Origin of the sequence: Immundisolibacter cernigliae, from assembly GCF_001697225.1 — a bacterium.
Taxonomy (GTDB): Bacteria; Pseudomonadota; Gammaproteobacteria; order Immundisolibacterales; family Immundisolibacteraceae; genus Immundisolibacter; species Immundisolibacter cernigliae.
The window spans coordinates 1,073,263-1,085,733 of record NZ_CP014671.1; the positions used below are offsets into that span (position 1 = coordinate 1,073,263).

Below are 12,471 nucleotides of genomic sequence, written 5' to 3' on the forward strand. Positions count from 1 at the left end.
GGGGACGGTGCGTCGGCCCGCGGCCCGGCGGCGGCAGGGCTGACAGGATCGCAAGTTTTGTGTGTGGTAGCGGACAGACCCCGCCGCCCGCAATGCCTACATTCTTCCATGGGAAGAACCCCCCTGATCTACTGGCAATAGCCCCAGGTATCGGTGGCGATCACCGAGTCAAAGGATGTCAATTAATTCATACGTCGACGGCTGCTCCTATTGGCTGTCTCACGAGCCGGACTCGCCCGGGACGCTCGATCACGACGTACTGGCGCGGATCCATTACGGCACCGACCTGACCGCGACACAGGATCCCCGCCAGATCAACGTGGCGCTCCCGCAGATGGGCGGCGCGCCGGTGGCCGAGGTCTGGCGCAGTCGCCGGTCGGTCGAGCACGGCTGGGCCGATGGCCTGGGTTACGCCCACAATGGCGAGGTGCTGTTCGGCCATGTACGCCTGGACGAGCCCGAACTGGTCGACCTGGTTCGCGCCACCACGCGCGCCTACCTGCGCATCGACCTGCTGTTGCGGCAGCTGGGTTATCCGTACTGGCTGCGGATGTGGAATTTCCTGGGCCACATCAACCACGGCGAAGGCGATGCCGAGCGCTATCGCCAGTTCAGCCAGGGGCGCCACAATGCCCTCGCCCTGAAGCCGGGCTTTGAATCCCGGCTGCCGGCTGCCACCGCCATCGGCACCCAGGAGGGCGGCATGACGGTGTACTTCCTGGCCGCGCGCGACCCGGGCGCGCAGGTCGAGAACCCGCGCCAGGTGAGCGCCTTTCGCTACCCGCCCACGTACGGCCCCAAGAGCCCCAGCTTCTCGCGCGCCTGCCTGAAGCAGTGGACCGATGCCCGTCATCTGTTCGTGTCGGGCACCGCCAGCGTGGTCGGCCACCGGACGCTGCACCCCGGCGATCTGCTGGCGCAGCTGGACGAGACGCACCACAACCTTGAAGCCCTGCTCGGGCAGGCCGGCGCGCTCGAGCCGGCGGCCGGGCCATTCCGCGCTGCCGGGCTCAAGATTTACGTTCGCCCCGGCCATGATCATCCCGAGCTGCTGCCGCGCGTGCGCCGCCTGTTCGGCGACCAGGTACCGCTGCTGTGCCTGGCTGGCGATATCTGCCGCCGCGACCTGCTGCTGGAGATCGAGGGGCTGTTCACTGCCACCGCGCACAGCGCATCGGCGCAGGCAGCCGCATGAGTGGCTGGCGCCAGAGGCTGGATTACGCCTCGCGGGTCGCGAGCACCGGCCTGTGTTTTGCCACCTTCGGTGTGGCCTGTGTCGTGGTGAGCGTGGTGTGGTTCCCGCTGCTGCGCCTGAGCTCGCCGGACCAAGCCACTACCCGTCGGCGCGTGCGCCATTGCACGCATGTGTTCTACCGCTTCATCCTGGGCATGGCGCGCCGGCTGGGCATGCTCAGCTTCGAAGTGCACGGCGTCGAGCGGCTGGCGGCACCTGGCCAGCTGGTGGTGGCCAATCACCCGAGCCTGATCGACGTGCTGTTCATCGGCGCCCAGATGCCGCAGGTCGGCTGCATCGTCAAGGAATCCCTGCAGCGCAATCCGTTCCTGGGTGCGCCGATCCGCTGGGCCGGCTACATCCCCAACAGCACGCCCGAACACCTGATCGAGAACTGCCTGGCGGCGCTGCGCGGTGGCGACTCGCTGCTGGTATTCCCGGAGGGCACGCGCAGCGTGCCGGGCCAGCCGCTGAACATGAAACGGGGGCCGGCCCACATCGCGCTCGCCGCCGGCTGCGACCTGCTGCCAGTCACGATCGTGTGCCATCCCAGTGCCCTGACCAAGTCCGACGTGTGGTACCGGGTGCCGGCGCGCCGGCCGCACTGGCGGATAAGCGTGGGCGAGCCGATCCGGCTGGCGGATCTGGTGCTGCCGGGCGAGCCAAAGTCGCGTGCCGCGCGCCGCGTGACGGCCCATCTGGCGGCGTATTTCAGTGCCCGTTTAGGCTTGCCCGCGCACTCCCCCGTCGCGGCCGCGGCCACCCCGGCCTCTGACAAGGCATCGACACCCGTGGATTCGGCGGCAGCCTAGTGGTCGAGGGCGAGCATTCCGCGCAGGACCGCGGCCCGGCGCCTTACCGACCCTGCATCGTCATCCCCTTTTACCGTCACGAAGGCGCGATTGCCGGCACCGTCGAGCGGCTCAAGCCCTTTGGCCTGAACTGCTGGATCGTCGATGACGGCAGCGGCGAGCCCAGCCGCGAAGTGCTGCACCAGATCGCCACCCGCGAGGCGCATTGGGTTCGCCTGAGCAGCCATGCGCGAAACCGTGGCAAGGGGGAAGCGGTGATGACCGGCCTCAGGGAGGCTCACGCCGCCGGCTTTACCCACGCCGTGCAGATCGACGCCGACGGCCAGCACGACGCCAGCGACCTGCCGCGCCTGCTGTCGGTGTCCCGCGCGCAGCCACAGGCGCTGGTCACCGGCATCCCGGTTTATGACGAGTCGGTGCCCAGGGCGCGGCTGTATGGCCGCTACCTGACGCATGTTCTGGTCTGGGTGCAGACGCTGTCGCTGCAGATTCGCGACTCGATGTGCGGCTTTCGGGTCTACCCGGTGGACACCGCGCTGGCGGTGTGGGACCAGGGCCACGTCGGGCGGCGCATGGAGTTCGACACCGAAATCATGGTGCGCATGTTCTGGCGCGGCGTGCCGGTGCAAAGCGTGCCCACGCGCGTGACCTACCCCGCCGACGGCGTGTCGCACTTCCACATGGTGCGCGAGAACCTGCGCCTGGCCTGGATGCACCTGCGGCTGCTGGTCGGCATGTGCCTGCGCCTGCCGCGGCTGCTGTGGCGGCGCAGCGCATGAGTGCGCCACCGACACGCAGCGCGCAGGTACAGGTGCAGGTGCCGTTCCATGACCTGGACCCGGCCGGCATCGTCTGGCATGGCCACTACGCCAAGTACTTCGAGCTCGCCCGCTGCGCGCTGCTGGAGAGCTTCGATTACAACTACCCGCAAATGGCAGCGTCCGGCTACAGCTGGCCGGTCATCGACCTGCGCGTGCGCTACATCCGGCCGGCCCTGTTTGCGCAATGCCTGAACGTCAGTGCCACCCTGGTGGAATGGCAATTCCGGCTGCGCATCCGCTACCGGATCAGCGACGCCGCCACCGGCGAGCGCCTGACCCAGGGCGAGACGGTGCAGGTTGCGGTGGATCTGGAAACACGCCAGATGTGCCTGCCCTCGCCCACGGTGCTGCTCGAAAAACTCGGACTGGCGACATGAAGCATGCATTGCGCTGGCTGATCGCCATGCTGTTTGCCATGCCGGGGCTGGCCGACGACCTGTTCGACCACCCGCAAACGCCGGCCCGGGCGCAGGCCGTCCTGCGGGCCGCCATGCCCGATCTGGGCCAGATTCAGGTGCTGCGTGGCCGCTTCGAGCAGCGCAAGTATCTGAGCGAGATTCCCCAGCCGCTGAGCTCTGCCGGTGAGTTCCTGCTGGTGCGCGATCTGGGCGTGTGGTGGCATGCTCAAACGCCGATCGACTCCGCGGTGACGTTGACGCACGGCGGTCTGGTGCAGCTGGACGCCGGCCCATCGACGCAGGGCCGCACAAGCCTTCACCAACCAGGGTCCGAGCTCGTCGCCAGCGTCTTTTTCGCCCTGTTCACGCTCGACATCGATACCCTGGCGCGCAGCTTCGACCTGTTCATGACCGACTCCGGCGGGCGCTGGCAGCTGGGCCTGCGACCGCGCGATGCGAGCCTCGCCGCCTGGTTCCATCAAGCCACCATCAGCGGTGGCGCGCGCGTGGAACAGGTGCGCCTGTACGAGGCCGCGGGCGACCGTACCGAGATCGACCTGGATGCGACAGCGCAGCCCCGGTCCAGCCTCACACCCGCCGAGCGCCAACGCTTTGAGCCCTGAGCCCGGCGGGATTTACCTGCGCTTCTGGCTGTGGACCGCGGCCGTGGCGGCGCTGGTCCTGTTCTATGCGCTGCGCGTGGCCCCGGTGCTGCGCATCGACACCGACATCATGGCCCTGCTGCCGGGCGCCACCGATCAGACCGCGGCCGCGCAGCAACGCCACTCCGACGCGCTCGGCCGAAAATTGCTGTTCCTGGTTGGCGACGCCGATCCGCAGCGCGCGCGTGAGGCGGCCCGGCAGCTGGGCGATCGCTTGCGCGATGCGCACGTGTTCACGGCCGTGAGCCTGGAAGCCGATGCCGGGATGGCGGATCTGGCGCTGTACCGCGAGCATCGCTTCGGCCTGCTGTCGGACGCGCAGCGCCGGCTGCTGGGCCAGGCTGGCGGCGCCCGGCGCCTGCACGCGCAAACACTCGCCGGACTGTATGGACCGGGCGTGATGCCGCGGGCACTGCCGGTGGCGCAGGACCCCTTCAACCTGCTCGGGGATTTCCTGTCGCAACAGGTGGCGGGACTGGGCGCCGTGCGCCCGGACCACGGCATGCTGATGCTCACCCAGGCCGGCGTCAGTTACGTGCTGGTCGGGGCCGAAATCGGCGGCGACCCGTTTTCGGTGGAAACCCAGACCCGGATCATGCCGGCGATCGATGTCGCGGTGGCACGGGCGCGCGGCGCGGGCGCGCAGGTGCTCTCGTCCGGCGTCATCCTGCACGCGACGCAGGCGGCAACGCGCGCGCGGGCCGAGATCAACCTGGTCGGCACGCTGTCGCTGCTCGGCGTGGCGCTGATGATCCTGCTGACCTTCCGTTCGCTGCGCCCGCTGCTGCTGAACGTCGTCGTGCTGGGCAGCGGCGCGCTGGCCGCCCTGACCCTGTGCCAGCTGGTATTCGGCCGCGTGACGCTGATCGCGCTGATATTCGGCGCCGGTCTGATCGGCGTGGCGGCGGATTATTCCACGCACTTCCTGGCCGACCAGTTCCGCAACCCGGCCGGCTGGACGCCGCGCCAGGCGCTGCGTCATGTCGGCCCCAGCATCGTCATGGGCATGGGCTGCGCCGTGCTGGGTTACCTCAGCCTGGGCCTGACGCCACTGCCGGGGCTGAGGCAAATGGCCGTGTTCTCCGCCGCCGGACTGGTCGTGGCCTGCATCGGCGTGCTGTGCTGGTACCCGGTGCTGGCGCCGCCGGCGCGGCGCGGTCAGCCGGCACCGCTGCGCTGGGCAGTCAGCCTCGATCGGCACCTGGGCCGCCTCGGTGGACGGCAGACACGGCGCGCGGCATGGGCACTCGCGGCGCTCGCGCTGCTGGCCGCCGCGCGCGTCGACTTTGCCGACGACGTACGGCTGCTGCATGCCGTGCCGGCGCCGCTGCACGCAGCGGACAGTCGCGTGCGCGAGTTGCTGCAGAGTGTTCCGGACAGTCAGTTCTTCCTGGTGCAGGGGCCGTCTCCGGAAGCGGTGCTGCAGGCCGAGGAGCGCCTGCGCGAGGCCCTCGATGCCGCAATCGCAGACGGCGCCCTCGGCAGCTACCGCGCAGTCAGCCGCGGCCTGCCGTCGGTGCAGCGACAACAGGAAAACCATGCGCTGCTGGCAGCGCAGGTCTACCGCCCCGGCGGCATCGGCCCGCAGCTGATGGATGAGCTGGGCTTTCCGCCAGCGCTGGCGGCGCAGCGCCTGGCCGAGTTCGCGAACGCCCCGCCACCGCTGGGTGTGGAACAGTGGCTCGCCGATGCCGTGTCCATGCCCTATCGCGATCTTTGGCTTGGCGCTGACGCACACGGCCATGCCTCGATCGTGAGCCTGAGCGGTATCCGCGACTTCGCCGCCCTGCGGGCACTACCCGCCCGGTTGCCGGGCGTGCAGTTCGTGGATCGGGTGGCAGCGGTGTCCGAACTGCTCGGCCACTACCGGCGACTGGCGCTGCTGCTGCTGGCGGCCGCGTATGTTCTGATCGGTGGCGCGATGGCACTGCGCTACGGCATCACGGACGCCGCCCGGCTATTGACTGCGCCGCTGGGCGCCGCGCTGCTCACTGCCGGCGTGCTGGGCGCCTGCGGCGCACTCAACCTGTTCCACGTGCTGGGCCTGTTCCTGGTACTGGGTCTGGGCGTGGACTACGCGGTATTCCTGCGCGAAGGCGCGGCCTCGCGCGCCGCCACGGTGCTGGCCATTACGCTGTCGACGGTGGGGGCGGCGCTGTCCTATGGCCTGCTGGCCTTCAGCGCCACGCCGTTCATTCGCGCCATCGGACTGACACTGCTGATCGGCGTCGGTTTCACCTATCTGCTGGCACTGCTGCTGCAGCGCCCGCCGGCTGGGACGATCCACACGGAGGCTTCGTGAATTCCTTCGAGTCTGCTGCACGCCAGGCGGGAGCGCTCCGTCTGTCCGCGCTGGCCCTGACGCTGGCACTGACCGGCTGTGCTGTCTCGCCACCGCGCACGGTGACCAGTGCATTCCCGGTGCTGAACCCAGCCACGCTGGACGCGGCCCACACTGCCCGGCAACTGGTGCACGCCGCATTTGGCGAGCACGACCTGGTCTTCCAGTGCGTGGTCGACGCCCGCCCGGACGCGTTCACCGTGGTCGGCCTGGATGCACTCGGCCAGCGCTGGTTCAGCCTGCACCATGATGGCCGCGCGCTGGAAACCCGGCTCGGCCCACAGGCGCCGCAGCAGCTGGACCCCGGTCGCGTGCTGGCGGACCTGCAACTGGCGCTGTGGCCACTGAGCGCGCTGCAGCTGGCGCTGGCGGGCAGTGCCTGGCAGGTCAGCGAGCCGGCCCCGGCCACCCGCCGCCTGCGCCGTGACGGCCGGCTGGTGGCGGAAGTCCACTACGCGGGCGCGGACCCCTGGCAGGGCCAGTTGTGGCTGAGCAATTTCGAAACCGGCTACACGCTGTCCGTCGAATCGAGGCCGGTGCAATGAGGACCGCGCGGCAGTGGATTCTGATCACCGGCGCCAGCCGCGGCATCGGGCGCGCCATAGCCCTGCGTCTGGCTGGCGACGGCTTCGGTCTGGTGCTGCACGGCCGCAGCCCGTCGCCGGACCTGCAGCAGACGGCCGAGCAGGCACAGGCGCACGGCGTGCCGACCCGCATCGTGCATTTCGACATCGCGGATCGCGCCGCCGCCGCCGCGGCGCTGGAGGCGGATGTGGCCGCCCACGGCGCACCCTATGGCGTGGTGTGCAACGCCGGCATGCGGCGCGACGGCATCTTTCCGGCGCTGACCGCGGACGACTGGGATAACGTGCTGGGCACCAACCTGGACGGCTTCTACAACGTCCTGCGGCCACTGGTGCTGCCCATGATCCGGCGCCGCAAACCGGGGCGCATCGTCACCCTGTCGTCGATGGCGGGCCTTGCCGGCAACCGAGGCCAGGTCAACTACAGCGCGGCCAAGGGCGGCATCATCGGCGCCAGCAAGGCGCTGGCGCTGGAGCTGGCGACCCGCGGCATCACCGTCAACTGCGTCGCACCGGGGCTGATCGGAACCGACATGATCCAGGGCGTGCCGCTCGATGAACTGCTGCGGGACATCCCGATGCGCCGCGTAGGCGAGCCCGGGGAAGTCGCAAGCCTGGTCGGCTATCTGATGTCGGAAGGCGCGGCCTACATCACGCGCCAGGTGATCTCGGTCAACGGCGGGATGAGCACGTGAGACTGCCGGCGCGATCAGGGCTGTCATCGCGCGCCTCGGAAGGCGCGGCCTACATCACGCGCCAGGTGATCTCGGTCAACGGCGGGATGAGCACGTGAGACTGCCGGCGCGATCAGGGCTGTCATCGCGCGCCGATGTGCTGGCACTGGCGTATGCCGCCGCCACCGCCGGGTCGGTGGGCGTGTTCGGCTTCTCGCTGCCAAGCGTCGGCATCCCGGCGGCAATCCTGCTGGCGCTGTTCGCCGACGGCATCGCGCGGCCCGGATCGAGCCTGTTCTACCCGACCGTCACCCACGGCCCGCGCACCGGCCGGCGCGTGGCCCTGAGCTTCGATGACGGGCCGGACCCGCAGGTGACCCCAGCGGTGCTCGATGCACTGGCGCAATACGACGCGCGGGCGACCTTCTTCACCATCGGCCGTTCGCTGGAAGCGCATCCGCACTTGGCGCAGCGCCTGATGGCGGAGCAGCACGAGCTGGGCAATCATTCCTGGCAGCACTCCCGCTGGCAGAACTTTTTCGGCGTCCGCCGCCAGCTGCGGGAAATCGCGCGTGGCGGGCAGGCGGTTGCCACGCTCACCGGCGCTACGCACCCGCCGCTGTATCGGCCGCCGATCGGGCTGAAGAGTCCACCGCTGGCACAGGCCGCGCGGCGCCTGCAACTGACCCTGGTCGCCTGGTCGCTGCACAGCCGCGACAGCCGGAGCGATGACCCGCAACGGATCGCACGGCGCGTGCTGCGCAAGATCCGCCCTGGCGACATCGTGCTGATGCACGACGGACACGACCGGCCCGGTCACCATCGCCCGGCCTGTGCGCCGGCGCTGCAACTGATCCTGCAGGGCCTGCACGAGCGGCACCTGCGGTGCGTCACCGTGTCCGAGCTGCTGGGCCGCGACCAGCCCAACGCGGGCATCCCCGTGCAGCCGGCCACGGCGCGGGCCCGCGGCGACCCGGAACTGCTGGGCGCCAACCGCGGGTTTTACGATCCGCTGTGGCGCGACGCACGCCTGGTCGCACCCGAGCGATTCAATACCTGGCCGCTGGTGCAGTCGCTACTGGATCGGTCGCCGCGCCGGCTGGAAGTCGCCCCCGGCCTGCGGCCACGCCTGCCGATCGCCGGCACGCAGTTCGTCGATATCAGCGCACCGGCACTGGCGCGGCTGCGCGAGCGTGGCGGGCGGGCGACGCAGGGCAACATCACCGCCCTGCCCTTTCCGGATGGCGCCTTCGATCTGGTCTGTGCGCTGGACATCGTCGAACATGTCGACGATGACGACGGCGCCCTGTCCGAGCTGTCCCGCGTGGCGGCGCCGGGCGCCGCGCTGCTGCTGTCGGTGCCGCTGCACCCGGCGCAGTGGACGGCCTTCGACGATTTCGTCGGCCACCGCCGCCGCTATGAGCCGCAGCGGCTACGCTCGAAACTCGCCGAGCATGGATTCGCGGTGGACCAGAGCGCGGTTTACGGCATGCAGCCGAAATCGTCGCGCCTGCTGGACCTTGGAATGTGGCACCTGGTGCACCGACGCCAACGCGCGATGTGGTGGTACAACCATGTCTTCATGCCGCTGGGCGTGCGCTTTCAGAAGAAACTCGTGCTGGTGCCGGGCCTGATCGATGACCCGAACGTGGCCGAGATCATTCTGGTGTGCCGCAAAACCGGCACTGCGGCGACACCACAACCGGCATCCCGGCCCTGACGTGGCTGCCCAAACGGACTGGGCGGGTGAGCTGTGGCGCGGGTTCAAGGCGCATTTCTGGCTCAAGATGCTGTGCGCCTGGCTGCTCGCCCTGGGCTTCTTCCCCTGTTACTTCCTGCTGCTCAAGGCTCCCCTGTGGCCGGTCACGTGGATGCCCGTCACGGCGCCTGATCGCTGGATCGGCTTCTGGCCGGACTCCCTGTGGCTGTACGTTTCGCTGTGGGTGTATGTGCCGCTGGCGCCGGGCCTGCTCACGGACCGACGCGAACTTACGGACTATTACCGGGCGATGGTTGCGCTCAGCCTGAGCGGCCTGGCGGTGTTCCTGCTGTGGCCGACGGCCAGTCCGCGCCCGCCGATCGACTGGATGCAGCATCCGCCGTTCGGGCCGATCATCGCGGCCGACGACGTGGGCAACGCCCTGCCGTCGCTGCACGCGGCCTTTGCCGTGTTCTCGGCAATCTGGCTGGACCGCCTGCTGCGCCGCATCGGCGCGCCGCTGTGGCTGCGAATTGCGAACGTCTGCTGGGGGCTGGGAATTCTGTATTCGACCATCGCCACCCGCCAGCACGTGGCGGTGGACATCGCCGCCGGCTCGGCGCTGGGCTGGCTGGCAGCGATGCTGCACGCCCGCTGGCTGCGCTCGCGCCGGCCTGCGTTCGGGAAACCTGCAAATTCCGAATGACGGGAAACGGGCTGGCGCGACCGAGCAGCGCGGCCCGACGATCGGGAGTGTCGCTGCCCGCTCACCGGCCCGCCCGACACTGCGCAACGTGGTCTTAGCGTCTTAGCGTCTTAGGGAAACGCTGATCAATCCCCGAAACCAGCGCTATGGACATGACGGCGCTGACGCGTGACCGCCCCTGGGGAAAAACGGCCCGTTTTCGGGTGTGGATCGGGCCAATGTGCGTGTTCTGGCCGGATATTCCGGTTTTGGGCTCCCTCAGGACGCACGGAGGGTGTGCCGCGCCCGAAGGCGCCAGCCGGCAATCACCACGTTGGCCAGGCCGAACAGCGTGAACAGCTGCGCCTGGTTCTTGGCCAGCCCCCGGTAACGCGCCTTGCGGTGCTTGAACAGGTTCTTGATGATGTGAAACGGATGCTCGACCTTGGCCCGCAGGCTCGCCTTGACCTGTTCGATCCGTTCCTGCAGGCGGCCCAGCGCGTCATCGGGCAGGGCCCGGCGCACGCCCGGGCGCAGCGCCACGTGCCAGGTGACCGGCGTGTCCCGATTCTCCGGGCGCTTGGCTACGCCCTGGTAGCCGGCATCGCCCAGCGCGTCCGTTTCCTGCCCGTGCAGCAGGGCGTGCGCCTGGGTCACGTCGTTGACGTTGGCCGGCGTGGTCAGCACCGTGTGCACCAGCCCCGAGTCCAGGTCGACCCCGATGTGCGCCTTCATGCCAAAGTGCCACTGGTTCCCCTTCTTGGCCTGATGCATGTCCGGATCGCGCGCCCGGTCGCGGTTCTTGGTCGACGGCGGGGCGGCGATCAGCGTCGCATCCACGAGGGTGCCCTCACGCAGCAGCAGGCCCTGGCGGGCCAGGTGATCGCGAATCGTCTCGAAGATCACCCGGCTCAGACCCTGATCTTCCAGCAGGCGGCGGAACTTCAGCAGCGTGGTCGCATCCGGCGCCGCCTCGCGGGCCAGGTCGATGCCGATGAAGCAGCGGATGGCGTGGCTGTCGTACACGGCGTCCTCGATGCCCTCGTCCGACAGCCCAAAGCACTGCTGCGCCACGTACATGCGCAGCATGCGCGACAGCCCCAGCGGCGGGCGGCCCGGGCCCTTGCCGGCCGGGTAGAACGGCGCCAGCGCCGCCTCCAGCTGCGCCCACGGCGTCACCGCCTGCAGCTGCGCCAGGAAGCGCTCGCGGCGCGTCTGCTTCTTCTTGCCGGCGTACTCGAGGTCGGAAAAGCTCGTTTGCATGACGTCTGCTCACCACCGCTGCGGACCAGGTCACATTGTCTCAGGACCAAGGTCTCATGCCTCCAACGGGAGGGAATAAATCAGCGTTTCCTTAGGGAAACGCTGATCAATCCCCCGAAACCAGCGCTATGGACATGACGGCGCTGACGCGTGACCGCCCCTGGGGAAAAACGGCCCGTTTTCGGGTGTGGATCGGGCCAATGTGCGTGTTCTGGCCGGATATTCCGGTTTTGGGCTCCCTCAGGACGCACGGAGGGTGTGCCGCGCCCGAAGGCGCCAGCCGGCAATCACCACGTTGGCCAGGCCGAACAGCGTGAACAGCTGCGCCTGGTTCTTGGCCAGCCCCCGGTAACGCGCCTTGCGGTGCTTGAACAGGTTCTTGATGATGTGAAACGGATGCTCGACCTTGGCCCGCAGGCTCGCCTTGACCTGTTCGATCCGTTCCTGCAGGCGGCCCAGCGCGTCATCGGGCAGGGCCCGGCGCACGCCCGGGCGCAGCGCCACGTGCCAGGTGACCGGCGTGTCCCGATTCTCCGGGCGCTTGGCTACGCCCTGGTAGCCGGCATCGCCCAGCGCGTCCGTTTCCTGCCCGTGCAGCAGGGCGTGCGCCTGGGTCACGTCGTTGACGTTGGCCGGCGTGGTCAGCACCGTGTGCACCAGCCCCGAGTCCAGGTCGACCCCGATGTGCGCCTTCATGCCAAAGTGCCACTGGTTCCCCTTCTTGGCCTGATGCATGTCCGGATCGCGCGCCCGGTCGCGGTTCTTGGTCGACGGCGGGGCGGCGATCAGCGTCGCATCCACGAGGGTGCCCTCACGCAGCAGCAGGCCCTGGCGGGCCAGGTGATCGCGAATCGTCTCGAAGATCACCCGGCTCAGACCCTGATCTTCCAGCAGGCGGCGGAACTTCAGCAGCGTGGTCGCATCCGGCGCCGCCTCGCGGGCCAGGTCGATGCCGATGAAGCAGCGGATGGCGTGGCTGTCGTACACGGCGTCCTCGATGCCCTCGTCCGACAGCCCAAAGCACTGCTGCGCCACGTACATGCGCAGCATGCGCGACAGCCCCAGCGGCGGGCGGCCCGGGCCCTTGCCGGCCGGGTAGAACGGCGCCAGCGCCGCCTCCAGCTGCGCCCACGGCGTCACCGCCTGCAGCTGCGCCAGGAAGCGCTCGCGGCGCGTCTGCTTCTTCTTGCCGGCGTACTCGAGGTCGGAAAAGCTCGTTTGCATGACGTCTGCTCACCACCGCTGCGGACCAGGTCACATTGTCTCAGGACCAAGGTCTCATGCCTCCAACGGGAGGG

12 protein-coding genes and 1 pseudogene are annotated in these 12,471 nt (G+C 69.2%); 11 read left to right on the top strand and 2 right to left on the bottom strand.

Features of this window, described 5'->3' with window-relative positions:
* Positions 1-175 precede the first annotated feature (175 nt).
* The 11 genes and pseudogenes from PG2T_RS05050 to PG2T_RS05095 all read left to right on the top strand — a co-directional run bounded on the left by PG2T_RS05050 (position 176) and on the right by PG2T_RS05095 (position 9,931).
* Positions 176-1,195: a chorismate transformation FkbO/Hyg5 family protein gene (locus PG2T_RS05050; protein WP_068803158.1), complete on the top strand. Its 1,020-nt coding sequence runs from the start codon at positions 176-178 to the stop codon at positions 1,193-1,195.
* Positions 1,192-2,046, top strand: a complete 855-nt coding sequence (locus PG2T_RS05055; protein WP_068803160.1) for a lysophospholipid acyltransferase family protein — start codon at positions 1,192-1,194, stop codon at positions 2,044-2,046. Before PG2T_RS05050 ends, PG2T_RS05055 begins: the two co-directional genes overlap by 4 nt.
* A complete protein-coding gene (locus tag PG2T_RS05060) occupies positions 2,046-2,825 on the top strand; it encodes a glycosyltransferase family 2 protein (protein WP_068803161.1) in 780 nt (259 codons plus the stop codon). Before PG2T_RS05055 ends, PG2T_RS05060 begins: the two co-directional genes overlap by 1 nt.
* Positions 2,822-3,244 carry an acyl-CoA thioesterase gene (locus PG2T_RS05065; RefSeq protein ID WP_068807764.1) on the top strand — a complete coding sequence of 141 codons (423 nt, stop codon included), beginning with the start codon at positions 2,822-2,824 and terminating at the stop codon, positions 3,242-3,244. The genes PG2T_RS05060 and PG2T_RS05065 overlap by 4 nt, the downstream gene beginning before the upstream one ends.
* Positions 3,241-3,888, top strand: coding sequence for an outer membrane lipoprotein carrier protein LolA (locus PG2T_RS05070; RefSeq protein ID WP_068803163.1), 648 nt, complete (start codon positions 3,241-3,243; stop codon positions 3,886-3,888). The genes PG2T_RS05065 and PG2T_RS05070 overlap by 4 nt, the downstream gene beginning before the upstream one ends.
* Complete coding sequence (locus tag PG2T_RS16005; protein WP_068803165.1) at positions 3,878-6,229, top strand: MMPL family transporter; 2,352 nt, start codon at positions 3,878-3,880, stop codon at positions 6,227-6,229. Before PG2T_RS05070 ends, PG2T_RS16005 begins: the two co-directional genes overlap by 11 nt.
* Positions 6,226-6,813, top strand: a complete 588-nt coding sequence (locus tag PG2T_RS16235; protein WP_068803166.1) for a DUF3261 domain-containing protein — start codon at positions 6,226-6,228, stop codon at positions 6,811-6,813. The genes PG2T_RS16005 and PG2T_RS16235 overlap by 4 nt, the downstream gene beginning before the upstream one ends.
* A complete protein-coding gene (locus PG2T_RS05085; RefSeq protein WP_068803168.1) occupies positions 6,810-7,547 on the top strand; it encodes a 3-ketoacyl-ACP reductase FabG2 in 738 nt (245 codons plus the stop codon). The genes PG2T_RS16235 and PG2T_RS05085 overlap by 4 nt, the downstream gene beginning before the upstream one ends.
* A 352-nt stretch (positions 7,548-7,899) precedes the next feature.
* Positions 7,900-8,157, top strand: a pseudogene (locus tag PG2T_RS16965) (polysaccharide deacetylase family protein); the annotation flags it as partial.
* A 309-nt stretch (positions 8,158-8,466) separates the two neighbouring features.
* Positions 8,467-9,246 (top strand): class I SAM-dependent methyltransferase, encoded by a 780-nt coding sequence (locus tag PG2T_RS16970; protein ID WP_068807767.1) that lies wholly within the window; start codon positions 8,467-8,469, stop codon positions 9,244-9,246.
* Position 9,247: 1 nt separating this feature from the next.
* The gene (locus tag PG2T_RS05095) at positions 9,248-9,931 is read left to right on the top strand and encodes a phosphatase PAP2 family protein (RefSeq protein ID WP_068803170.1); all 684 of its coding nucleotides are present in this window, start codon (positions 9,248-9,250) and stop codon (positions 9,929-9,931) included.
* A gap of 258 nt (positions 9,932-10,189) precedes the next feature.
* Here the strand turns inward: PG2T_RS05095 and PG2T_RS05100 are convergent, their stop codons facing one another.
* Complete coding sequence (locus PG2T_RS05100; RefSeq protein WP_068802296.1) at positions 10,190-11,173, bottom strand: IS5 family transposase; 984 nt, start codon at positions 11,171-11,173, stop codon at positions 10,190-10,192.
* A gap of 240 nt (positions 11,174-11,413) precedes the next feature.
* Positions 11,414-12,397, bottom strand: coding sequence for an IS5 family transposase (locus PG2T_RS05105; protein WP_068802296.1), 984 nt, complete (start codon positions 12,395-12,397; stop codon positions 11,414-11,416).
* Positions 12,398-12,471 lie beyond the last annotated feature (74 nt).

Excerpts from the sequence above, each read along its gene's own strand:
- PG2T_RS05050 (WP_068803158.1), top strand. The coding sequence starts at position 176 with ATGTCAATTAATTCATACGTCGACGGCTGCTCCTATTGGCTGTCTCAC.
- PG2T_RS05055 (WP_068803160.1), top strand. The coding sequence starts at position 1,192 with ATGAGTGGCTGGCGCCAGAGGCTGGATTACGCCTCGCGGGTCGCGAGC.
- PG2T_RS05065 (WP_068807764.1), top strand. The coding sequence starts at position 2,822 with ATGAGTGCGCCACCGACACGCAGCGCGCAGGTACAGGTGCAGGTGCCG.
- PG2T_RS05070 (WP_068803163.1), top strand. The coding sequence starts at position 3,241 with ATGAAGCATGCATTGCGCTGGCTGATCGCCATGCTGTTTGCCATGCCG.
- PG2T_RS05085 (WP_068803168.1), top strand. The coding sequence starts at position 6,810 with ATGAGGACCGCGCGGCAGTGGATTCTGATCACCGGCGCCAGCCGCGGC.
- PG2T_RS05100 (WP_068802296.1), bottom strand. The coding sequence starts at position 11,173 with ATGCAAACGAGCTTTTCCGACCTCGAGTACGCCGGCAAGAAGAAGCAG.
- PG2T_RS05105 (WP_068802296.1), bottom strand. The coding sequence starts at position 12,397 with ATGCAAACGAGCTTTTCCGACCTCGAGTACGCCGGCAAGAAGAAGCAG.